Annotated in this window: 18 protein-coding genes; 5 read left to right on the top strand and 13 right to left on the bottom strand. The window is 67.6% G+C overall.

Going from position 1 to position 22,967, the window contains the following annotated elements; translation table 11 throughout:
- The 3 genes from Q8S38_RS07580 to Q8S38_RS07570 all read right to left on the bottom strand — a co-directional run.
- Positions 1–1,452: methyl-accepting chemotaxis protein (locus Q8S38_RS07580; protein ID WP_305679814.1), on the bottom strand; the 1,452-nt coding region annotated here is incomplete at its 3' end.
- A 466-nt stretch (positions 1,453–1,918) separates the two neighbouring features.
- Positions 1,919–2,314, bottom strand: coding sequence for an autotransporter outer membrane beta-barrel domain-containing protein (locus Q8S38_RS07575; RefSeq protein ID WP_305679813.1), 396 nt, complete (start codon positions 2,312–2,314; stop codon positions 1,919–1,921).
- A gap of 196 nt (positions 2,315–2,510) precedes the next feature.
- Entirely contained in the window at positions 2,511–3,395 is an 885-nt protein-coding gene (locus Q8S38_RS07570; protein WP_305679812.1) for a type 1 glutamine amidotransferase, read from the bottom strand.
- A gap of 127 nt (positions 3,396–3,522) precedes the next feature.
- Here Q8S38_RS07570 and Q8S38_RS07565 point away from each other — a divergent pair, with 127 nt between their 5' ends.
- Entirely contained in the window at positions 3,523–4,437 is a 915-nt protein-coding gene (locus tag Q8S38_RS07565; protein ID WP_305679811.1) for a DMT family transporter, read from the top strand.
- Here the strand turns inward: Q8S38_RS07565 and bla are convergent.
- The 5 genes from bla to purL form a co-directional block, all read right to left on the bottom strand.
- Positions 4,434–5,447 carry a class A beta-lactamase gene (bla, locus tag Q8S38_RS07560; protein WP_305679810.1) on the bottom strand — a complete coding sequence of 338 codons (1,014 nt, stop codon included), beginning with the start codon at positions 5,445–5,447 and terminating at the stop codon, positions 4,434–4,436. The two genes, Q8S38_RS07565 and bla, sit on opposite strands and share 4 nt — an antisense overlap.
- A gap of 72 nt (positions 5,448–5,519) precedes the next feature.
- Positions 5,520–5,855, bottom strand: coding sequence for a Grx4 family monothiol glutaredoxin (grxD, locus tag Q8S38_RS07555; RefSeq protein WP_305679809.1), 336 nt, complete (start codon positions 5,853–5,855; stop codon positions 5,520–5,522).
- Positions 5,856–5,869: 14 nt separating this feature from the next.
- Positions 5,870–6,139 (bottom strand): hypothetical protein, encoded by a 270-nt coding sequence (locus Q8S38_RS07550; protein ID WP_305679808.1) that lies wholly within the window; start codon positions 6,137–6,139, stop codon positions 5,870–5,872.
- Between the two features lie 22 nt (positions 6,140–6,161).
- Positions 6,162–6,398 (bottom strand): BolA family protein, encoded by a 237-nt coding sequence (locus Q8S38_RS07545; RefSeq protein ID WP_069056509.1) that lies wholly within the window; start codon positions 6,396–6,398, stop codon positions 6,162–6,164.
- Between the two features lie 11 nt (positions 6,399–6,409).
- Positions 6,410–8,620 (bottom strand): phosphoribosylformylglycinamidine synthase subunit PurL, encoded by a 2,211-nt coding sequence (gene purL, locus Q8S38_RS07540; RefSeq protein ID WP_371125851.1) that lies wholly within the window; start codon positions 8,618–8,620, stop codon positions 6,410–6,412.
- A 169-nt stretch (positions 8,621–8,789) separates the two neighbouring features.
- On the opposite strand from purL, the gene Q8S38_RS07535 reads away from it, so the two are divergent.
- Positions 8,790–10,031, top strand: a complete 1,242-nt coding sequence (locus Q8S38_RS07535) for a vWA domain-containing protein (RefSeq protein WP_305679807.1) — start codon at positions 8,790–8,792, stop codon at positions 10,029–10,031.
- Here the strand turns inward: Q8S38_RS07535 and Q8S38_RS07530 are convergent.
- Genes Q8S38_RS07530 through Q8S38_RS07520 form a run of 3 tightly spaced genes read right to left on the bottom strand, consistent with a single transcriptional unit; the run spans position 10,006 to position 12,251 of the window.
- Positions 10,006–10,458, bottom strand: a complete 453-nt coding sequence (locus Q8S38_RS07530; protein WP_305679806.1) for an acyl-CoA thioesterase — start codon at positions 10,456–10,458, stop codon at positions 10,006–10,008. The genes Q8S38_RS07535 and Q8S38_RS07530 overlap by 26 nt on opposite strands.
- Position 10,459: 1 nt before the next feature.
- Entirely contained in the window at positions 10,460–11,341 is an 882-nt protein-coding gene (locus tag Q8S38_RS07525) for a methyltransferase domain-containing protein (RefSeq protein WP_305679805.1), read from the bottom strand.
- 28 nt (positions 11,342–11,369) lie between these two features.
- Entirely contained in the window at positions 11,370–12,251 is an 882-nt protein-coding gene (locus tag Q8S38_RS07520) for a UTP--glucose-1-phosphate uridylyltransferase (protein ID WP_305679804.1), read from the bottom strand.
- Between the two features lie 176 nt (positions 12,252–12,427).
- Here Q8S38_RS07520 and galE point away from each other — a divergent pair, with 176 nt between their 5' ends.
- From galE to Q8S38_RS07505, 3 genes are all read left to right on the top strand, one after another.
- Positions 12,428–13,417, top strand: a complete 990-nt coding sequence (gene galE, locus Q8S38_RS07515; protein WP_305679803.1) for a UDP-glucose 4-epimerase GalE — start codon at positions 12,428–12,430, stop codon at positions 13,415–13,417.
- A gap of 172 nt (positions 13,418–13,589) precedes the next feature.
- Positions 13,590–14,834 (top strand): lytic murein transglycosylase, encoded by a 1,245-nt coding sequence (locus Q8S38_RS07510; protein WP_305679802.1) that lies wholly within the window; start codon positions 13,590–13,592, stop codon positions 14,832–14,834.
- A 64-nt stretch (positions 14,835–14,898) separates the two neighbouring features.
- Positions 14,899–16,125, top strand: a complete 1,227-nt coding sequence (locus Q8S38_RS07505; RefSeq protein WP_305679801.1) for an SGNH/GDSL hydrolase family protein — start codon at positions 14,899–14,901, stop codon at positions 16,123–16,125.
- Between the two features lie 116 nt (positions 16,126–16,241).
- Here Q8S38_RS07505 and Q8S38_RS07500 read toward each other — a convergent pair whose 3' ends face one another.
- A complete protein-coding gene (locus Q8S38_RS07500) occupies positions 16,242–17,666 on the bottom strand; it encodes a glutamate synthase subunit beta (protein WP_305679800.1) in 1,425 nt (474 codons plus the stop codon).
- Between the two features lie 124 nt (positions 17,667–17,790).
- Positions 17,791–22,467: a glutamate synthase large subunit gene (gene gltB, locus Q8S38_RS07495; RefSeq protein WP_305679815.1), complete on the bottom strand. Its 4,677-nt coding sequence runs from the start codon at positions 22,465–22,467 to the stop codon at positions 17,791–17,793.
- Positions 22,468–22,967: the final 500 nt, after the last annotated feature.

The raw sequence follows: 22,967 nt of genomic DNA, 5'->3' as shown, positions 1-22,967 counted from the left end.
ATTGGTCTGGAAGGCGATGTCGTCGATGACGCGGATGATGTCGGAGATCTTCGTCGAGGCGCTCTCGATCCGCGACATCGCGTCGACGGCCTGGCCGGCGATGGCGCCGCCGTTCTGCGCCGCCTTCATCGCCTCGTCGGCGACGGTCGCCGCCTGGCGCGAGGCCTGGGCGGTGGCCTTCACCGAGGCTGCGAGTTCTTCGGTCGTCGCCGCGGTCTCTTCCAGCGAGGAGGCCTGCTCCTCGGTGCGCTTGGACAGGTCGTCGGCGCCCATGTTGATCTCGCGGGCGGCGAGGCCGACATCGGCCGAGGTCAGCTGGATCGTCTTCACCGTCGAGGACAGGCGCTCGACCGTGTCGTTGATGGCGTTCTTCAGATCGGCGAAGCGGCCATGATAGGTCTTCTCGACCTGATGCGTCAGGTCGCCCGCCGCGATCGCCTGGAGCGCGCTGGAGAAGTCGCTGGTCGCGCCATCGACGACGGCGTTGATCTCGTTGATGCCCGAGACAAGCTTCTGCATCTGTTCGTCGGCATGGTCGATCTGCAGCCGCGCCGAGAAATCGCCCGCCGCAGCCGCCGCGACGACTTCGCCGACATCGGAGACGACGGCCTCCATCGACTGGGCCCGGGCCAGGCGCGCCGCAGCGGCCGCCTGCTCCTGCTGCTGCAGGATCGCGACCTGCTCGCTGCTGTCCCGCAGCACCGAGACGGCCTTGGCCATCGTGCCGATCTCGTCCTGGCGGCCGAGATGGGGCACGGAGACCTTGAGATCGCCATTGGTGAGTGCGGCCATGACGGCGCTGAGATCGAGGATCGGCTTGGTCAGCGAGCGCTGGGCAAAGAACAGCGCGATCAGCATCGAGCCGAGCAGGGTCACGCCCAGCAGGATCGGCAAACCGATCTGCACCATCCCGGTGAACGCGCGGCCTTCTTCTTCCAGAGCCCCGCTGGCGGCGTCAGTGGTCTTGGCGAAGGCGACCAGCAGATCGTTCAAGGCCTTGCGGTTGTTGCGGTTGGCCTCGTTGTTGCCCTGCGTGTTGGCGGCCGCCGTCGAAACCTCGCGCGCCAGACGGATCGTCTCCGAGCGGAAGGTGATGAAATCGGCGATGGCCTTTTCGATCGCCCGCGTCTGGGTCTTCTCGGCTTCGGGCGCGATCTTGGTAAGATCGGCCGCCAGCGCCCGCATCTGCGGGAAGCGCGCCTCCATGCCCTTGGCGAAGGGCTCGGCGGCGGCAGCGTCCTTCGACATGTAAACGCCGCGGGCGTCCATCACCACACCCAGCACATGGCCGTTGATCCGGTCCGTGAACAGCGTGAGATCGGCCAGCACCGCGGAACGCTGGCTGAGATCGTTGGTGCGCGACAGCGCCCACAGGCCCAGAGCGGCGGAGAAGACGGCACCGAGCGAAATGATCGCCAGGATCGCCAGGATTTTCGTGCGGATCGATTTCAAGACGTTTCGCTTTCGATCACGGCGCCTGAACGACGCCGTTGTGAGCGGGAGAGATGTGCAGGCAGCGCCAATTCCGTAGCGGATTTGAAGCCCTGATAGTCAAGCAGGGCATCTCCTTGCGATATATTTGACCATCCACGGTTTAAAATTCGATTAATCAACGCATAACGCTGCGCGAGCCAAGCGATGACTTTCGGCCTCACCGCCCGCGAAAGCGGCCCCCAAGGCCGTGCCAGACGCGATTTCGCTCCCTGCCTCTAAGGCAAGGCGACGCCATGACGATCGTCTGCTTTGGACGAGAGGTCGCGCCTGTGGCGTACGACGGCCGGTTGGGGCCTCTCGCGGGCCAGACTGCGGCAAGAGGCGCGCGAGGCGGAGCCGTGGGAGGCGTCGGGTTCGGAGGGCGGCGCCGCGCCTGTCGGAGGCTAGCCGATCAAGCGCGCCGACGGCGGGCCGCGCCTGGCGGCTACCACTGGTAGCGCAGGGCGGCCTTGCCGCCGAAGCTGCGGCTGTTCTGGGCGAACTCGCCCTCCAGGCTGGTGGCGAGCACGATCGCGTCCGTCAGCTTGAGTTCGGCCGATGCTGTGGTGCGCAGCGCATTGCGGTCGAGCGCGGTTCCGCCGACGCTGAAGCTCGCGCCGGGCAGGGTCTGGAAGCTCGCCAGCGCGCTCGTGCCGGTATTGCCGTTGCGGATCCAGGCTGCGCCCGCCTCGAGCTTCAGCGGCTTGCCGGCGAGCAGGAGCTGCGCCGCGGGGCGCGGGCCGGGTCGCTTCGGGCCGGGTTTTGCTGTCGGCGGGAGGCATATCGGGCGCTGGAAGCGGGGAAAGCCGGGGCGAAACCCGTACGAACCCCTGCGGCACACCTGCGCCCGCCGTCGCCAAAACCATCATAGCCCTTGCCATTTCGGAGGGCGGACGGCCCCCCGAATCGCCGCCGTCCAAGGCAGCGCAGGAGCGCAGAGGGCATCGGTTATGGTTAGCGCTACGTAAACGAATATTGCCGGGTGGCGCCCCGAAACGGCGCGAAACAGAGCGGCGGCGGAGGCCCGCCCCGCCGGATCAGGCCCGTCCGCGCGCGCTCGCCTGGGGCCTGACGCGCTGGTCCAGGAAATTGCGCAGCTCGGTGACGCGGCGCATATCGTCCAGCACCTCGGCGTCGAGCCCATGCGCCCAGGCGAGGTCCTGGCGGCTCTTGTCGGCGTCGAGCGCGCGCAGCTCGGCGAGCCAGGTTTCCGCGGCGGCCTCGTCCGACCGGAAGCCCTCCTCGATCAGCACCGGCACCATCCGCCCGAGGATCGAGGCGACCTGGCGCAGCGGGAATTCGGGGTGATACTGCACGCCCCAAAACACCCCGCCCTCATGGCGGATCTCGGCCGCCTGGACCTGGCTGTAGGCGTTGGAGGCCAGGATCGTGGTGCCGTGCGGCGGCTGGACCACGGTGTCGAGATGGATCGCGGGCGCATCGAAAGCCGCCGGGCGCCCCGCCAGCAGCGGGTGGTTGCGGCCGGCCTCGCTCGGCGTGATCTTGCGCGCAAAGCCGACCTCGCGGCCGTTGGGGTTGGCGGTCACCGTACCGCCGGCCGCGACCGCGCCCATCTGGATGCCCCAGCAGGAGCCGAAGCAGGGCGTGCCGCTGGCGTAGATCGCGCGCATCAGCTCGATCTGCCGGGTCACCGCCGGCTCGATCTGATAGATGTGCAGGGCCGAGCCGGTCAGGACGATGCCATCATAGGATTGCAGGCCGGCGCCGTCGGGAAGATTGGCGCCCACGTCGGCCGGCAGGCAGATGTCGGCCACGATGCCGGGCTCGATCGCGGCGATCTCCTCGGCATAGGCCTGCGCCGGCTGCAGGCCGCCATAGCCGGCAGCATGGCTTTCGCGCTGGGCACGGGTGTTGCCGTCGACGAAGAGCAGGCGCAGCGGACGGGACGAAACATCGAGCATGGGACAGGCCGACAACAGATCGAAGGAAGGGATGCGCCGAGCGCCGGGCGAGCCTGCGCCTCATCCCACATGACGCGAAGGCCGCGCAAGGCTATTGCAGGGGCCCCTTTCCTGTCAGGTTGAGCTCTTGCCCGAGACCCGGACCCTGCCGCATCGCCTCTGGGGCAATGCCTATCTGCTGCTGACGCTGACGACGCTGATGTGGGGCGGCAATGCGGTGGCCGGCCGCCTCGCTGTCGACGCCATCTCGCCGATGGCGCTGACCTCGCTGCGCTGGGTCGTGGTCTGCGCGGTCATGCCGGTGCTGCTGCGCCATCAGATCAGGGCGCATTGGCCGGTGCTGCGGGCCCACTGGAAATTCATCGTGGCGATGGGCACGGTCGGCTTCACCGCCTTCAACGCGCTGATGTACCTCGCCGCCTATTCGACGACCGCGATCAATATCGGCATTCTCCAAGGCTCTATTCCCGTCTTCGTGCTGGTCGGCGCCTTCATCGCCTATCGCACGCCGATCGGCCCGGTGCAGGCACTCGGCGTCCTCGTCACGCTGCTCGGCGTCGCCGTCGTCGCCAGCCGCGGCGAGTTCGCGGTGCTCCGGCAGTTCGCCTTCGCGCCGGGCGATCTCTTCATGATCGTCGCCTGCACCTTCTATGCGGGCTACACGGTGGCGATCCGCTCGCGGCCGCAGGTGCCCGGCCTCGTCTTCTTCTCGGCGCTGGCGATGGTCGCCTGCCTGGTCTCGCTGCCGCTGCTGGCGATCGAGGTCGCGCAGGGTGCCTTCGTGGTGAAGGCGCCGCAGGGCTGGCTGATCCTGCTCTATGTCGCGATCGGTCCCTCGATCCTGTCGCAGCTCTTCTTTATGCGCTCGGTCGAGCTGATCGGCCCGGGGCGCGCCGGCGTCTTCGTCAATCTCGTGCCGGTCTTCGCGCCCATCCTCGCCGTTCTGATCCTCGGCGAGCAGCTCGCGCTCTATCATGGCGTCGCCCTGCTGCTCGTGCTCGGCGGCATCTTCATCGCCGAGCGGCTGGCCAAGCGCGCCTAGCGCAGCGCCGCGACCGCCAGCCGCGCCACCGCGGCATGGGCCGCTTCGCGCTGCTTTAAATCCGCCATCGAGCCGGCGAGATAGACCGCGATGGCGAAGACCCGCCCGTTCGGCAGCGTGACGAGGCCGATATCGTTGGTGGCGTGGTTGATGCCGTCCATGGTCAGGCCGGCGCCGGTCTTGTGGGCGAAGCGCGATCCGGCCGGGAGCCCGGCGCGGATGCGGTCGGGGCCCGACTTCGTTTCCAGGGTGATCCTGTCGATCAGCGCGCTGTGCGCCGGCTCACGCAGCCAGTTGCCCTTCGCCTGCGCCTCGACGAAGGCGACGCTGGCCTCGGGCGTGGCGCTGTCGCGCGGGTCCTTCAGGGCCGCCTGCAGGGCCGTCTTGCGTTTCGCGGGATCGAGCGCGGACAGCCTGGCGCGATAGGCAGGCTCGTCGATCACCTGCGACCAGCCGAAGCCCGGCAGGCCGAAGACCTCCGGCTGGAACTGCCGCTCATAGCGGTCGACGGAGATGCCCGTGATGCCGCCGGCCTTCAGCATGGCGGTCACCGCCTGCGGCCCGCCGATTTCGCGCATCAGGATGTCGGCGGCGGTGTTGTCGCTCTCGCCGGCCGCCAGCGCGAGCAGCTCCCGCACCGGATAGGCGTTGGCCTCGCCCTTGAACGCCTTGGCAAGCGGGCTGTGATAGAGCGAAAACTCGCTGCGCCGGATCGTGATCGGCTGATCGAGCCGCAGCTTGCCGGCCTCGACCGCCTGCAGGGCCGCAATGGCCAGCGGCCATTTGAACACGCTCTGCATCGGGAAGCGCTCGCTGCCGCGATGCGACCAGAGCGACCGGTCCTTCAGATCGAGCAGGGCGACGCCGAGCCGGCCCTTGGCCTCCCGCTCGATCGCAACGATCTCACGCGACAGCCTCGCCTTGTCCCAGTCGGCGAGAGCCGGTGCCGGCGCGAGCAGGGGCGCCGCAGTGGCGCAGGCGAGGATGGCGGTCGTGATGAAGCGAGGCATCGGCGTCTCCCGTGAGCGGCGCGCACGGAAGAGGGCGAATGGGGCGCGGGTTTGTCGGACCGGCGGCGGGGTTCAGCTCGCCTGCTTGACCGCGATGCCCTTGTCCGCGAGCAGCGCCTGCAACTCGCCGGCCTGGAACATCTCGCGGGTGATGTCGCAGCCGCCGACGAACTCGCCCTTGACGTAGAGCTGCGGGATCGTGGGCCAGTTGGAATAGGCCTTGATGCCCTCGCGAATCTCCTGATCCTCCAGCACGTTCACGCCTTTGAACGGCACGCCGACATAGGACAGGATCTGCACGACCTGCCCCGAGAAGCCGCACATCGGGAATTGCGGCGTGCCCTTCATGAAGAGCACCACATCGGCGGACTTCACTTCGGCATCGAGGCGGGCGTTGACGTCGGTCATGGTCATCTCTCCAATCAGCTCTGTCCCGCCAGAGCATCGTGCTCGTTCAGGCGATGGACAACGCGCAGAATCTCGTTGGTCTGGGTCAGCACACGATTCTCGAGCAGGACGACATCGCTCTTGATCTCCCCGATGTCGCGCCTGACCTCGCCGATGTCGCGCTCCAGCCGTCCGAGGCGAACGTCGTGTCGCCCGAGCGTCTCGATGACGTGATCGAGCTTGCGGTCCATGCTGCGCAGGAGAACGAGCGTGTGGTTGGCGACGGTCGGATCGGGCTCGGCCATGGCGGCTGCTCCAGGGTTCGCCTCAAATATCAGGCGTCACCGTCGTCAGCGCAAGAGCGTGCAGGACGCCGCCCATGTTCCCCTTCAGCGCGGCATAGACCATCTGGTGCTGCTGCACCCGGGTCTTGCCCTTGAAGGCGGCCGAGGTCACGGTTGCCGCATAATGGTCGCCGTCGCCGGCGAGATCCTTGATCTCGACGATCGCATCCGGCAGCGCCGCCTTGATCATCGCCTCGATGTCGTGGGCATCCATCGCCATGGCGGTTCTCCTCAGGCGGCCTTGCCGGCCATATAGGCCGGCAGCCAGGTTTCATGCGCGGTCTTGAGCTCCGCCAGCGCCAGCGGCGTCTCGCCGGGCAGCGCGAAGGTGTCGCCGCCAGTCCGCCCCAGCACCAGAACCGGCACGCCCGCTGCCGCGATCTCGGCCCGGACGGCCTCGGCCGAAGCCTCGGGAACCGTGACCAGATAGCGCGCCTGATCCTCGCCGAAGAGGACGGCATGCGCCGGCCCCGCCGGCAGCGTCTCGATGGTGGCACCGATCCCGCCGGCCATCGCCATCTCCGCCAGCGCAACGGCAAGACCGCCATCCGAGAGATCGTGGCAGGCGCTGACCCGCCCGGCCGTGATCAGACCCCGCACGACATCGCCGTTGCGACGCTCGACGGCCAGATCGACCGGCGGCGGGGCGCCCTCCTCCCGGCTGCAGACCGTCGCGAGATAGGCGCTCTGGCCGAGCCAGCCGGAGGTCTCGCCGACCAGCAGGATCGCCTCGCCCTCCGCCTTGAAGGCGACGGTGGCGTGCTTCGTCACATCCGCCAGCACGCCAACGCCGCCAATGGTCGGGGTCGGCAGGATCGAGACGCCGTTGGTCTCGTTGTAGAGCGAGACATTGCCGGAGACGACGGGGAAGTCGAGCGCGCGGCAGGCCTCGCCGATGCCCTTGATGCAGCCGACGAGCTGGCCCATCACCTCGGGCCGCTCCGGATTGCCGAAGTTCAGATTGTCGGTGACCGCGAGCGGGGTCGCCCCGGTCGCGGTGAGATTGCGCCAGGCTTCCGCCACCGCCTGCTTGCCGCCCTCGAAGGGATCGGCCTCGCAATAGCGCGGCGTCACGTCGGCAGTCATGGCCAGGCCCTTCGGCCCGTCCTCGATGCGGATCAGCCCGGCATCGCCGCCCGGCGTCACCACCGAATTGCCCAGGATCAGCGTGTCGTACTGCTCCCAGACCCAGCGCTTCGAGCACAGATCGGGCGAGCCGATCAGCGTCAGCAGCGCCTGCGCGTTGGACACCGGCGGCACCACGCTCTCGGGCGCAATCCGCTGCTGGCGCGGCGTCTCGATCCAGGGCCGGTCATATTCGGGCGCCTCGTCGCCGAGCTCCTTGATCGGAAGGTCGGCCATGACCTCGCCCTGGTGCTTCACGACGAAACGCAGATCGTCGGTGGTGTGGCCGATGACCGCGAAATCCAGGCCCCATTTCTTGAAAATGGCTTCGGCGGGCTCCTCATGGCCCGGCTTGATCACCATGAGCATGCGCTCCTGGCTCTCCGACAGCATCATCTCATAGGCGCTCATGCCGTCCTCGCGGCAGGGCACGGCATCGAGGTTCAGCTCGACACCGAGATCGCCCTTGGCGCCCATCTCGACGGCCGAGCAGGTCAGGCCCGCCGCGCCCATGTCCTGGATCGCGTCGACATGGCCGGCCGCCATGATCTCGAGGCAGGCCTCGAGCAGGAGCTTCTCGGCGAAGGGGTCGCCGACCTGCACCGTCGGGCGCTTTTCCTCGGCGCCCTCGCCGAAGGCGGCCGAGGCCATGGTCGCGCCATGGATGCCGTCGCGGCCGGTCTTGGATCCCAGATAGACGATCGCTTTGCCGACGCCCGAGGCCTTGGCGTAGAAGATCTCGTCGGCCCGGGCGATGCCGACCGCCATGGCGTTGACCAGGATGTTGCCGTCATAGCGCGTGTGGAAGCCGGTCAGGCCGCCGACATTGGGCACGCCGAAGGAATTGCCGTAGCCGCCGACGCCGGCGACGACGCCCGAGACGAGATGGCGGGTGCGCGGATGGTCCGGCGAGCCGAAGCGCAGCGCATCGAGCACCGCGATCGGCCGCGCGCCCATGGTGAAGACGTCGCGCAGGATGCCGCCCACACCCGTCGTCGCGCCCTGATAGGGCTCGATGAAGGACGGGTGGTTGTGGCTCTCCATCTTGAAGACGATGGCGAGCCCGTCGCCGATGTCGATCACGCCGGCATTCTCGCCGGGCCCCTGGATCACCCAGGGCGCCTTGGTCGGCAGCGTCTTGAGATGGATCTTCGAGGATTTGTACGAGCAGTGCTCGTTCCACATCGCCGAGACGATGCCGAGCTCCGTGATCGAGGGCTCGCGCCCGATCAGATGCAGGAATCGCTGGTACTCGTCGGGCTTCAGGCCGTGTTCGGCGACGAGCTGCGGCGTGATCTTGATGTCGTTGGGAATCACGGGGCGAGGGTTCCTGGCGTTCCGGCCGCACGGCCAGTTTCGATTGCGCGGGGCATAGCGCGCCTGACCGGCAGAGACAACGCATTCCGACAGCAAAACCGCCCGGCTGGCACAGGTTCTGCGCTGATTCCCGCAGCATGCAGCCGACCGTGCCGGGGAGGAACAGTTGATGTCGCTTATGTCCCGTTTCAGGAAAGACGCCTCCGGCAATGTCGCGATTCTGTTCGGCTTTGCCGCGATCCCGCTGGTCGGCATCGCCGGTGCCTTCATCGACTATGGCCGCGCCACCTCGGCGCGCACGAGCCTGAACGCCGCCGTTGATTCGGCTGCGCTGATGGTGGCCCGCGACGCCACCAAGCTGACCGACACCCAGCTCAGGACCCGGGCGGAGGCGCTGATCCGCGCCAATCTCGCCGGCAATGCGAACGCCGCGCTGGGGACCTACACGGTCGCGATCGACCGCACCGCCCGTACCGTCAACGTCACCGCCAACACCACCGTCGAGACGAGCCTGACAAAGGTGATCGGCGTCGACACCATCCCCGTCTCGTCGAGCGCACAGGCCGCCTGGGGCACCAACACGATCGAACTCGCGCTGGTGCTCGACAACACCGGCTCGATGGCCTCATCCAACAAGATGACCGAGCTGAAGAAGGCCTCCAACACGCTGCTGACGACGCTGGAGAACGCCAGCGTCGAAACCGGGCAGATCAAGGTCTCGCTGGTGCCCTTCGCCTCGCAGGTGCGCCTCCCCAACAGCTACCGCGACGAAGCCTGGCTGCGCTACAGCCCCTCCAGCACGGATCCCCGACTGGCGGTCAAGAAAGCCGATTGGAACGGCTGCGTCTCCGACCGCGACGAGCCTCTCGATATCAAGGACAGTACGCCGAGCGGCGCCACGACGACGCTCTACCCCGGCGCCAACTGCGAGAGCTCAAGCCTCTCCCGTGTTCAACCGCTCACGACGAACTGGGCCTCGTTGCGCAGCAGCGTCAGCGCGATGACGCCGGCGGGCTGCACGAACATCACCTCCGGCGTCGTCTGGGGCGCGGCCACGCTCAGCCCCGGCGCCCCATTCTCGGAGGCCGCTGCGGCCAACACGCCGCGCCTGACGAAGTACATGATCGTGCTGACCGACGGCAACAACACGATGAACCGGTTTTTCACCAACCGCACATGCTGGGATTCCAACAGCAGCGCGATCAACCCGAAGACGCGCTCGGCCTGCGACGACGCCAAGGCCGCCGGCATCAAGATCTATACGGTCCGCGTCATCGAAGGAGATCGCAACCTGCTTCAGCAATGCGCCAGCGAGCCGGACATGTATCGCGAGGTCTCCAGTGCGAGCCAGCTCGACGCCGTGTTCCAGCAGATCGCCCGCGAGATCAGCCAGATCCGCCTGACGATGTGAGGCCTTCCAGCACCGCGCGCAGGTCCTGCGGGATCGGAACAGGGCGCTGCGTGGCACGATCGACATAGACATGGGTGAAGCGGCCCTGCGCCGCCGCCCTCTCCCCGCCCTGGCGGAAGACGCCGATCCGGTAGGTGACCGAGCTGGTGCCGAGGCGCTCGATACCGAGGCCGAGTTCGACGGTCTCCGGAAAGGCGACGCTCTCGAAATAGCTGCAGGTCGTCTCGACGACGAGGCCGACCGTGGCGCTGCCGGCGATATCGAGGAAGCCGCGCTCGATGAGCCAGGCGTTCACCGCCGTGTCGAACCATGAATAATAGACGACGTTGTTGACGTGACCGTAGACGTCATTGTCGGCCCAGCGCGTCGGGATCGACCGGAAGAGGCCGAACGCGTCACGCGTGAGACGCTCCTGTTTGCCGCTCATGTCACTCCCCCGCTCGGTCGCCCATGCCGATCTCCGGCACGCCGAGCGCGTCCGCCAGACGCGCCTTGGCGGAGCCCGGCCGCAGCGGCTTCTGCTGGCTTTCATGCGGAGCCCAGCCCGAGAGCCAGACGATCTCGAAGGTCGCGCGCAGTTTCCCGTCCGGATCGGCGAAGCGCTCGGCGTAGAGCGCGGCCGCCCGCATCAGCGTATCCCGGCGCAGGCCGGTGCGCCGGCGGGCGGTCAGGGCATTGCCCCAGCCCAGCGCGCGCAGATCGCGCAGCAGCCCGAAGATGTCGCGGTAGCGCACGGTCACGACCTCGCTGTCGACGACGGGCAGCGCAAACCCCGCCCGCTGCAGCAGGCTGCCGAGATCGCGCAGATCAGCGAAGGGCGCGATGCGCGGGCTGACCCCACCCGAGGTCTCCGTCTCGGCTTCCAGCAGGACCTGCCGCAGCTCGGTCAGCGTGCGCCCGCCGAGCAGGCAGCCGATGAACAGCCCGTCCGGCCGCAAGGCGCGGCGGATCTGGATCAGCGCGCCCGGCAGATCGTTGACGCCCTGCAGGGCCAAAAGCGACGCCGCGAGATCGAGGCTGGCCGCCGCGAAGGGCAGGCGTTCCAGATCGCCGACCAGATCCGTCGCGCCGCCCGGCGCCTCGGCCATATGCAGCACGGCGTCGGCCTTGCCCTGCAGCACCGGCGCCGCCAGCGGCAGCGCCGAGCCCAGATCGGCCGCGACGCCGAAGCGGCGCAGGACAGCGGCCAGCCGCTCCTCCAGATCCTGTGCGGCCCGCTCCAGCAGGAAGTCGGGATAGCCGGCTGCCAGCGCCCTCGTCAGGCGGCGGCGGCCCAGAACACGGTCGAAGACGAGGCCGGCCTCGCTCACCGGCGCGGCTCCGGCGTCAACCGACGCATCAGCGATCCAGCAGGCGCTCGAGTTCCTGGCGGAACTGCGGTCCGATATCGTTGCGGTCGAGCGCATAAGCGATATTGGCCGTCAGGAACCCGATCTTCGAACCGGTGTCGTAGATATCGCCGTCGAAGCGCACCGCATGGAACGGCTCCAGCCGCGACAGCGCGATCATCGAATCGGTCAGCTGGATCTCGCCGCCCGCGCCGGGCTCCTGGTTGGCGAGCAGGTTGAAGATCGTCGGCTGCAGGATGTAGCGGCCGGTGATGTGCAGGTTCGAGGGCGCGGTGCCCTTGGCCGGCTTCTCGACCATCTTCGTCACCTTGGACACCTTGGCCTCGCGGTTGGCGACGCCGACGATGCCATACTGGTGGGTCTGGTCGTCCGGCACGGGCGCCACTGCGATCTGGTTGCCGCCATGCTTGTCATAGGCGTCGATCAGCTGGGCAAGGCAGCCCTTGCCATGGGTATGGTGCAGCATGTCGGGCAGCAGCAGGGCGAAGGGCTCGTCGTCCCCGATGATGTCGCGCGCGCACCAGACCGCGTGGCCGAGACCCAGCGGCTGCTGCTGGCGTGTGAAGCTGGTCGCGCCGGCGGGCGGGAGATCGAGGGCGAGCGCCTCGATCTCGACCGTCTTGTTGCGCTTGCGGAGGGTGTCCTCCAGCTCATAGGCGAAGTCGAAATGATCCTCGATCACAGCCTTGTTGCGGCCCGTGATGAAGACGAAATGCTCGATTCCGGCGGCCCGCGCTTCGTCCACGACGTGCTGGAGCACCGGACGATCGACGACCGTCAGCATTTCCTTCGGGATCGCCTTTGTCGCAGGCAGGAAGCGCGTGCCCAGACCGGCGACGGGGAAGACAGCCTTGCGAATGCGTTTCGACATGGGAGGTCCAATTGGCGCCTCGGCTTTGGGTGCCTTGGGCGGTTCGAGAGGGAGAGCGGCGCGCTCGCGGCTTGTAGCAAGCCGTCCACATCATCCTCATAGCAGAACGAGCTTGCGAGAACGTCAACGCTTTTGCGTTAGAGCGGTTCCGGGCAACGGGGAGCTGGGATTCGACCATGGCTGTACTTGTTTCGGGCGGAGCCGGCTATATCGGCAGCCATATGGTGCTCGAACTGCTCGATCGCGGCGAGAGCGTCGTCGTGCTCGACAATCTCTCGACCGGCTTCTGGTGGGCCGTGCCGAAGGAGGCCGTTTTCGTCGAGGGCGACATCGGCGACCAGGACCTGGTCGCCCGCGTCATCGCGCAGCACGGCATCACCGAAATCGCGCATTTCGCCGCCCGGATCGTGGTGCCGGAATCGGTCTCGGACCCGCTGGGCTATTATCTCAACAACACCGTGAAGACGCGCAGCCTGCTCGAGAGCGCCGTGCGTGGCGGCGTCAAACGAATCATCTTCTCCTCGACGGCGGCGGTCTATGGCGAGCCCGCAATCAGCCCGGTGCCCGAGGAGATCGACCTGCACCCGATCAATCCCTATGGCCGCTCCAAGCTGATGAGCGAATGGATGCTGGCCGACGCCGCCCGCGCCCATGGGCTGAGCTTCATCATCCTGCGCTACTTCAACGTCGCCGGCGCCGATCCGAAAGGCCGCTCCGGCCAGTCCTCGCCCAACGCGACGCATCTGATCAAGGTCGCCGGCCAGGCGGCGCTCGGCCAGCGCCCGGGCCTCGAGGTCTTCGGCACCGACTACCCGACGCCCGACGGCACCTGCATTCGCGACTATATCCACGTCACCGATCTCGCCCGGGCTCATCTCGCCGCGCTCGACCATCTGCGCAGCGGCGGCGGGAGCCTGACGCTGAATTGCGGCTATGGCCGGGGCTATTCGGTCGACGAGGTCGTGCGCGTCGTCAAGCAGGTCTCTGGCGTGGATTTCCCGGTCACCTATTCCGGCCGCCGCCCCGGCGACCCGGCATCCCTGATCGCCAGGGCCGACCGCATCCGCAGCGAACTCGGCTGGACGCCGGAGCATGACGACCTCGAAGAGATCGTCCGCCAGGCGCTCGACTGGGAGAGCAAGCTGAAGACGCGCAACGCGGTCTGACCCAGCCCAAAACCGATCGGCCCAAAGCCGATCGCTCGTGGGCCGTCCTGTGACAAAGCCGACGGCAATGCGACCGCGCACCCCATCCTTGCCGCGTGGCTTAACCCTTGGTTAATCTTGTTCGGGCGCTCTTGAGCAGTCCTGTCTCTTCAGCCGCCCGAGCGAGTGTCCCATGCGCCTGTCCGTCATCGCCGTCACGGCCCTGATCAGCCTCGCGCCTGCGCTCGCGCAGACCACCGGCTCGATCAGCACCTCGGCCGCCAAGGCCCGGGACGCCACGCCCACCCCCGCCGCGCGACCGGCGAACGCTTCTTTCGAGGGTTTCGTGCAACGGCTCTGGCCGCTGGCGCAGGCGCGCGGCGTGTCGCGCGCGACCTTCGACACCGCCTTTCGCGGCGTGACGCCCGATCCCTCGATCGTCACGCTGACGAAGAAGCAGTCCGAGTTCACCGCGCCGATCTGGGGCTATCTCAACAGCGCGGTGGGCGGCACGCGGATCCCGCGCGGGCGCGATGCGGCGGCCGAGAACGCGTCCGTTCTGGCCCAGGTCGAGGCCCGCTACGGGGTGCCCCGGGAGATCATCCTCGGCGTCTGGGGGATGGAAACCAACTATGGCTCGTTCAAGGGCGACAAGGACACGATCCGCTCGCTGGCGACGCTGGCGCATCTGCGCTACCGCGGCGACTTCTTCCGCGACGAGCTTCTGACCGCGCTGGAGCTGATCGAGGAGGGCCATGTCGAGCGCCGCGAACTGCGCGGATCCTGGGCCGGCGCCATGGGCCACACTCAGTTCATGCCGTCGAGCTACCGCAAATACGCGGTCGACTTCACCGGCGACGGCCATGCCGACATCTGGAGCTCGACCGCCGACGCTTTGGCCTCCACCGCCAATTACCTCAAAGGCTTCGGCTGGGTGCAAGGGCTGCCCTGGGGGCTCGAGGTGACCTTGCCCCAGGGTTTCGACCACAAGCTCAACCGGGCGAGCTTCTCGGCCTTCGCATCGGCAGGCGTGCGCCGGGCCGATGGCGCGAGGCTGCCTTCCTCCGGCGAGGGCCGGCTGTTCTACCCCGCCGGTCATCGCGGCCCGGTGATGCTGCTGACCGAGAACTTCGACGTCATCAAGAAGTACAACTCCTCGGACGCCTATGCGCTCGCCGTCGGCCATCTCGGCGACCGGATCATGGGCCGCCCGGCGATCCAGGCCGACTGGCCGGTGCAGGCGCCGCGCCTCGACAAGGCCGGCCTGCAGGACCTCCAGCGCCGGCTGAAGTCGCTCGGCCTCTACAACCACGACGCAGACGGGCGCATCGGCACCGGCACGCGCGAGGCGGTGCGGCAATACCAGCTCCGCACCGGGGAGATCGCCGATGGCTGGCCGACCCCTGCCCTCTTGGCGAAGATGCGCGACGCGCGCTGACGTCGCGGCCTTTTTGAGCTATAGGATCACGGCTCCTGAACCTGGCGCGGGACCCAAAAGCCCGATGCGTTTGCGCTCTCTGTTCCTGCTTCCGGCCTTCGTCGCCCTGCTGCTGCTCACCGGCGGCCCGGAAACCTTCGCGCAGCAGGGCCGCCAGTCGTTCCAGCAACCGCAGCCGCAGCAGCGCGGCTTCTTCCAGTTCTTCTGGCAGCAGCCGCCGCCTCCCCCGGTGGCGCAGCCGCAGCGCCAGCGCGTCGCGCCGGTGGCCCGCCGTCGCCCGGCCGCCCCCGTCGTCGTCAGGGACGACCCCGTCATTCCCAAGGTCGATGTCGCCCACCACATCCTGCTGATCGGCGATTCGCTGGCGAACCTGCTCGCCAGCGGGCTGGAGGACGCGCTGGAGGACCGGCCGGATCTCGCCGTCATCGCGAAGGCGAAGCCCGATTCCGGCCTCGTCCGAGCCGATTTCCACGACTGGCCCAAGGTCGCGACCGATCTGCTGGCCGGGGACGCCAAGATCAGCCTCGGCGTGATGCTGATCGGCCTCAATGACCGGCAGGCCCTGCGCGAGGGCGACACCGTGCATGAACCGCTGAGCCCGCGCTGGCTCGAACTCTATCGCGAGCGCATCGCGGCGGTGTCTCAGGTCTTCGCGGGTCGTCGCATCCCCCTGATCTGGGTCGGCGCGCCGCCTGTGCAGAATGCGCGGCTGTCCGTCGATCTCGTCACCTTCAACGAGCAGTATCGCCAGCAGGTCGAGCGCAGCGGCGGGCAATATGTCGATCTCTGGGGCGCTTTCGTCGATGCCGAAAATCGCTACACCGCGATGGGCCCCGACGTCTCCGGCCAGACCATGCGGCTGCGGCTCGGAGACGGCATCCACTTCACCAGCGCCGGCGCCCGCAAGGCGGCGCATTTCGTCGATGTGCTGGTGCGCCGCATGTTCGAGCCCGGCACCCAGGGCAGCGTCATCGCCCTGCCCGTCTCGCCGGAGACCGGAGCCCCGACGAACCCCGAGCTCCAGCCGGGCGGCATCGAACGCCTGATCGACCAGATGGTCGCCGGCCTGCCCGTGATCAGCCTCCCCGCCGCGCTCCAGGCCAAGCCGGCCGCCGGGCCGATCCTGCCGTTGACCGGCACGGCCGGGCCGGGCGATCAGGCGCTGCTGGTCTCGATCCCCGAGGCGCGCGGCCGCGGCGAGATCGCCGGCCAGCTCGACCGCATCTTCGGCGAGGGCATCCTGCCCGAGCCGAAGCCGGGGCGGATGGACGATCACCGCTGGCCGCGGTGAGGTCCGGGGCCAGCCGTCATTCTCGGGCGCAGCGAAGCGCAGACCCGAGAATCTCGTGACGAAAAACCACTGGTTTCCGAGATGCGCGGGTCAAGCCCGAGCATGACGCGCTGCCCTCACACCGGCAAAATCGTCTCGCCCATCAAATGCTTGTCGATCGCATGCGCGGCCTGGCGGCCTTCGCGGATCGCCCAGACGACGAGCGACTGGCCGCGCCGCATGTCGCCGGCGACGAAGACCTTGTCGACACTGGTGCGATAGTCGCTGTCATTGGCGACGACGTTGGCGCGCTTGTCCACGGCCGCGCCCGACTGCGCGATCATGCCCTCGATCAGCGAGCCCGCGAAACCGATGGCGAGGAAGCAGAGATCGGCCTGCAGCACGAATTCGGTGCCCGCAATCGGCTTGCGCTTCTCGTCGACGCGGACGCATTTCACGCCGGTCAGCCGACCGTTGCGGCCTTCCAGCCCCAAAGTCGCGGCCTGGAATTCCCGCTCGGCGCCCTCGGCCTGCGAGGAGGAGGTGCGGAACTTCGTCGGCCAATAGGGCCAGACGGTCAGCTTGTTCTCGATCTCCGGCGCCATCGGGCGGATGTCGAGCTGCGTCACGGACAGCGCGCCCTGGCGGAACGCCGTGCCGACGCAGTCCGACGCCGTGTCGCCGCCGCCGATCACGACGACATGCTTGCCGCCGGCCAGGATCGGCGTGATCCCCGCGACGTCCTCGCCGCCGACCCGCTTGTTCTGCTGGGTCAGGTAGGGCATCGCATAATGCACGCCCTGGAGATGGGTGTCGGGCAGGCCGGGATCGCGCGGCGCCTCGGCCCCGCCGCTCATCAGCACGGCGTCATGCTCCGCCGTCAGCGTCGCGAAGGGCACGGTTACGCCGACATTGACGTTGTAGTGGAAGGTGACGCCCTCGGCCTCCATCTGCTTCACGCGGCGGTCGATATGCTTCTTTTCCATCTTGAAGTCAGGGATGCCGTAGCGCAGCAGGCCGCCGGCGCGCGCCTCGCGCTCATAGACATGGACGTCGTGGCCGACGCGGGCGAGCTGCTGGGCGGCCGCCAGCCCGGCCGGGCCGGAGCCGACCACGGCGATCTTCTTGCCGGTGCGGATCGCGGCCGGCTCGGGGACGATCCAGCCCTCCTGCCAGCCCTTGTCGGCGATCGCCTGCTCGATCGTCTTGATCGTGACGGGCATGTTCTCGAGGTTGAGCGTGCAGGCCTCCTCGCAGGGCGCCGGGCAGATGCGGCCGGTGAACTCCGGGAAGTTGTTGGTGGAGTGGAGGTTGCGCAGCGCATCCTCCCAGCCGCCGGAATAGACCAGCTCGTTCCAGTCCGGGATCTGGTTGTGGATGGGGCAGCCGGTCGGGCCGTGGCAGAACGGGATGCCGCAATCCATGCAGCGCGCCGCCTGCTTCTTGATGTCGCGCTCCTCCAGCGGGAGCGTGAACTCGCGGAAATGGCGGATGCGGTCGCCGGCGAGCTGATACTTCTGCTCCTGCCGGTCGTATTCGAGAAAGCCCGTGACCTTGCCCATATTTTCGTTTCTCTCGCCGTCGTGCCAAGCCTCGGAAGCCCGGCATCCCTCACCGATGGGAGCCTGTCTTGATGGTCGTCGCCCGGGCGGGCTGTGAACCAGCCGCCCGGGATCGCCGTCGCGTTTATTCGGCCGCCTGCAGCGAGCGGGCCTGTTCCATCTCGCGCAGCGCCCGGCGGTATTCGACCGGCATCACCTTGACGAACTTGGTCCGGTAATCGGCCCAGTTGTCGAGGATGCGCTTGGCCGTCTCCGAACCGGTGTAGTCGACATGGTTCGTCAGCATCTGCATCAGGCGCTCCTCGTCATGGCCCGACATGTTGGCCATGTCGATGCGGCCCTTATGCTCGAGGTCGCCGCCATGATGGTGCAGGCGCTCCATCAGGTCCTCCTCCTCCTCGACCGGCTCGAGATCGACCATGGAGAGGTTGCAGCGCGCCGCGAAGCTCTTGTCCTCATCGAGCACATAGGCAATGCCGCCCGACATGCCGGCCGCGAAGTTGCGGCCCGTCGGCCCGATCACGGCCACCACGCCACCGGTCATGTACTCGCAGCCATGGTCGCCCGTGCCCTCGACCACCGCGATGGCGCCCGAGTTGCGGACCGCGAAGCGCTCGCCCGCGACGCCGCGGAAATAGGCCTCGCCCGCGATCGCGCCGTAGAGCACCGTGTTGCCGACGATGATCGAGCGCTCCGGCACGGCCTTCGAAGCGGGGTCCGGCTTGACGATCAGCTTGCCACCCGAGAGACCCTTGCCGACATAGTCGTTGGCCTGGCCGGTCAGTTCGACGGTGACGCCAGCCGCCAGGAAGGCAGCGAAGCTCTGGCCCGACGTGCCCTTGAGCTTCACCGTGATGGTGTCCTCCGGCAGGCCGGCATGGCCGTACTTCTTGGCGACGGCGCCCGAGAGCATCGCGCCGACGCTGCGGTCGACATTGCAGATCGGGTGTTCGAGCACGACCGGCGCGCCGCCTTCGAGCGCATCCTTAGCGCCCGCGATCAGCTTGCGGTCGAGCACGTCGTCGATCGGGTGCTTCTGCAGCTCGACATGGCGGATCGCGACGCCCGGCATATCGACCTTGTGGAACAGCCGGGTGAAGTCGAGCCCCTTGGCCTTCCAGTGGTCGATCAGGTCGCGCTTGTCGAGCAGGTCGGAACGGCCGACGATCTCTTCCAGCTTGGTGAAGCCCATCTCGGCCATGATCTTGCGCACGTCTTCGGCGACGAAGAAGAAGTAGTTGATCACATGCTCGGGCAGGCCCTTGAAGCGCTTGCGCAGCACCGGGTCCTGCGTCGCGACGCCGACCGGGCAGGTGTTGAGATGGCACTTGCGCATCATGATGCATCCCGCCGCGATCAGCGGTGCGGTCGAGAAACCAAACTCGTCGGCCCCCAGCAGCGCGCCGATGACCACGTCGCGCCCCGTGCGCAGGCCGCCATCGACCTGCAGCGCGACGCGACCGCGCAGCTTGTTGAGCACAAGCGTCTGCTGCGTCTCGGCGAGCCCGATCTCCCAGGGGGAGCCGGCATGCTTCAGCGAGGTCAGCGGGCTCGCACCCGTGCCGCCCTCGAAGCCGGAGATGGTGATGTGGTCGGCGCGAGACTTGGCGACGCCGGCCGCAACCGTGCCGACCCCGATCTCGGAGACGAGCTTGACCGAGACATCAGCCGCCGGATTGACGTTCTTCAGGTCGAAGATCAGCTGCGCCAGATCCTCGATCGAGTAGATGTCGTGATGCGGCGGCGGCGAGATCAGGCCGACGCCCGGCGTCGAATGCCGGACCTTGGCGATCTTGGCGTCGACCTTGTGACCGGGCAGCTGGCCGCCCTCGCCGGGCTTGGCGCCCTGGGCCACCTTGATCTGCATGACGTCGGCATTGGCGAGATACTCCGCCGTGACGCCGAAGCGGCCCGAGGCGATCTGCTTGATCGCCGAGCGCTTGGAGCGCCCATCGGCCATCGGCTTGAAGCGGATCGGCTCCTCGCCACCCTCGCCGGTGTTGGACTTGCCGCCGATCTGATTCATCGCGATGGCGATCGTCTCATGCGCCTCGCGCGAGATCGAGCCGAAGGACATCGCCCCCGTGGCGAAGCGCTTCACGATCTCGGCGGCGGGCTCGACGCTCTCCAGCGGCACGGGCTGGCGCCCATCCTCCCTGGCCTGCTTCAGCTTGAAAAGGCCGCGGATCGTGGTCATCCGCTGCGCCTCGTCATTCACCTGGCGGGCAAAGTCCTCATAGCGATCCTGCGCGTTGAGGCGCACGGCATGCTGCAGCGAGGCGACGACGTCGGGCGTCCAGACATGCTCCTCGCCGCGGATGCGGTAGACATATTCGCCGCCGATATCGAGGCTGTTGCGGTAGACCGGCGCGTCGCCGAAGGCGTCGCGATGGCGGCTGACGCTCTCCTGCGCGACCTCGTCGAGGCCGACGCCCTCGATCGCGGTCGCCGTGCCGAAGAAATAGCGCTCGACGAAGTCGCTCTTGAGGCCGACCGCGTCGAAGATCTGCGCGCCGCAATAGGACTGGTAGGTCGAGATGCCCATCTTGGACATCACCTTGAGCACGCCCTTGCCGACCGACTTGATGTAGCGCTTCACCACCTCATAGGCGTCGACCTCTGTCGGGAAGGCGCCCTGCGCATGCATGTCGAGCAGCGTGTCGAAGGCGAGATAGGGGTTGATCGCCTCGGCGCCATAACCGGCCAGGCAGCAGAAATGGTGAATCTCGCGCGGCTCGCCGGTCTCGACGACGAGGCCGACCGAGGTGCGCAGCCCCTTCCGGATCAGGTGATGATGCACGGCCGCCGTCGCCAGCAGCGCCGGGATCGGGATCCGGTCCGGCCCGACCAGACGGTCCGACAGGATGATGATGTTGTAGCCGCCATGGACGGCCGCCTCGGCGCGCTCGCAAAGCCGCTCCAGCGCCCCGACCATGCCGCCCGCGCCGTCGCGCGCGGGATAGGTGAAGTCGATCGTCTTGGTGTCGAAGCGATCCTCGTAATGGCCGATGCAGCGGATCTTCTCGAGATCGTCATTGGTCAGGATCGGCTGGCGCACCTCGAGCCGCTTGCGCCGCGAGGTGCCTTCCAGATCGAGGATGTTGGGCCGCGGGCCGATGAAGGAGAGCAGGCTCATCACCAGCTCCTCGCGGATCGGATCGATCGGCGGGTTGGTGACCTGGGCGAAGTTCTGCTTGAAATAGGTGTAGAGCAGCTTCGACTTCGACGAGAGCGCCGAGATCGGCGTGTCCGTCCCCATCGAGCCGACAGCCTCCTGACCGGTCACCGCCATCGGCGCCATCAGGATGCGGGTGTCCTCCTGCGTGTAGCCGAAGGCCTGCTGGCGATCGAGCAGGGCCACATCCGTGCGCTGCGCCCGCGCCTCGACCGGCGGCAGGTCCTCGAGCACGATCTGGGTGCGCTTCAGCCACTCCTTGTAGGGGTTGGCCTGGCAGAGGCTCGCCTTGATCTCGTCGTCGCCGATGATCCGGCCCTCTTCGAGATCGATCAGCAGCATCTTGCCCGGCTGGAGACGCCACTTCTCGACGATCTTCTCTTCCGGGATCGGCAGCACGCCGAATTCCGACGCGAGTACCACGAGCCCGTCATCGGTGACGAGATAGCGCGCCGGCCGCAGGCCGTTGCGGTCGAGCGTCGCCCCGATCTGCTTGCCGTCTGTGAAGGCGATCGCGGCCGGCCCGTCCCAGGGCTCCATCAGCGCGGCATGGTACTCGTAGAAGGCGCGCCGCTCCTCGTTCATCAGCGGGTTGCCGTTCCAGGCCTCCGGCACGAGCATCATCATCGCATGGGCGAGCGAGTAGCCGCCCTGCACCAGGAATTCGAGCGCGTTGTCGAAGCAGGCGGTGTCGGACTGGCCCTCATAGGAAATCGGCCAGAGCTTCGAGATGTCGGGCCCGAACAGCTCGGAATCGACGCTTGCCTGCCGCGCCGCCATCCAGTTGACGTTGCCGCGCAGCGTGTTGATCTCGCCGTTATGGGCGACCATCCGGTAGGGATGGGCCAGCCGCCAGGACGGGAAGGTGTTGGTGGCGAAGCGCTGATGGACGAGTGCGAGCGCGCTCTCGAAGCGTTCGTCCTGCAGATCCTTGAAATAGCTGCCGAGCTGGGTGACCAGCACCATGCCCTTGTAGACGATCGTGCGGGCCGACATCGAGACCGGGTAATAGGTCGCGGTCGCGCGGTCCTTCAGCTTGTAGACCTGGTTGGAAACCGACTTTCTGAGCACATAGACCTTGCGCTCGAACTCCTCCTCGCTGCCGATCTCGGCCGGGCGGCCGACGAAGAGCTGGCGATGGACCGGCTCGCTTTCCTTGACCGCCTCGCCGAGATCCGAGCCATCGACCGGCACGTCGCGCCAGCCGAGGAAGATCAGCCCCTCTTCCGTCACCGTCTGCGCGACGATGTCCTCGCAGATCCTCCGGTCGCCGGCGTCCTGCGGCATGAAGAACTGGCCGATCGCGTAATGGCCGACCTCAGGGAGCGCGATGCCGATGGCGGCGCATTCCTCGCTGAAGAAGCGATGCGGGATCTGGGTCAGGATGCCGCAGCCATCGCCCAGCTTGGGATCGGCGCCGACCGCGCCGCGATGGTCGATGTTGTGCAGGATCTGCAGGCCCTGCGCGACGATGGCGTGGCTCTTGCGGTTCTTCATGTCGGCGATGAAGCCGACCCCGCAGGAATCCTTCTCCATCGAGGGATCATAGAGGCCCTGGCGCCCCGGCATGGCCGGGTCGCGAACCTCCGGGAAGCGCTCGAAAGGCTCCGCGCCGACCACGGACATGGCACCGCTCGACTGGCTGGTTTCGCTCATCGTCAAACCCCGTTCGCCCAGGCCCGGCCAGCTTCCGCCGGGGGCACCTTTCAGTCCATATCATCCTTCCGCCACCGCACCGCATCGCTGCCGCGCCGGCCCGGAAGCCGGCAGCAAGGATGGGGCCAGAATGGCCGGGTCTTTCGTCGGAGGGGTGGCTTGCGCTGGTCTTGGGGCGCCCGCGTCCTCCGCAGGCGCTGAGGGCTCTTCGCCCTGCCGCGCCTGTCAGGCCGCCGCTTTGCGGGCGGCGCGCGTACGAATGGTTTTGGCGTCTTTGGCCGTCCCCTTCGTCATCGTCCCGCTCCGTTGCGTCGGCGCGACCGACGCCCGAAACGGCCCCGGTCGTCGCGCTGAAAATGGGACAGCAACACTGTCCTATTACGATGAACTTGCCAGAATTCTAATCACTGCACAAGCGGCGTTTTGTCTCTTGGCCGACATTTTGTTCTGGAGGAGCCGCCTATTCGGAC

The organism is Allobosea sp. (assembly GCF_030695125.1).
Taxonomy (GTDB): Bacteria; Pseudomonadota; Alphaproteobacteria; order Rhizobiales; family Beijerinckiaceae; genus Allobosea.
Note: the sequence above shows the minus strand (reverse complement) of the source record. Positions and strands in the feature narration are given on the sequence as shown.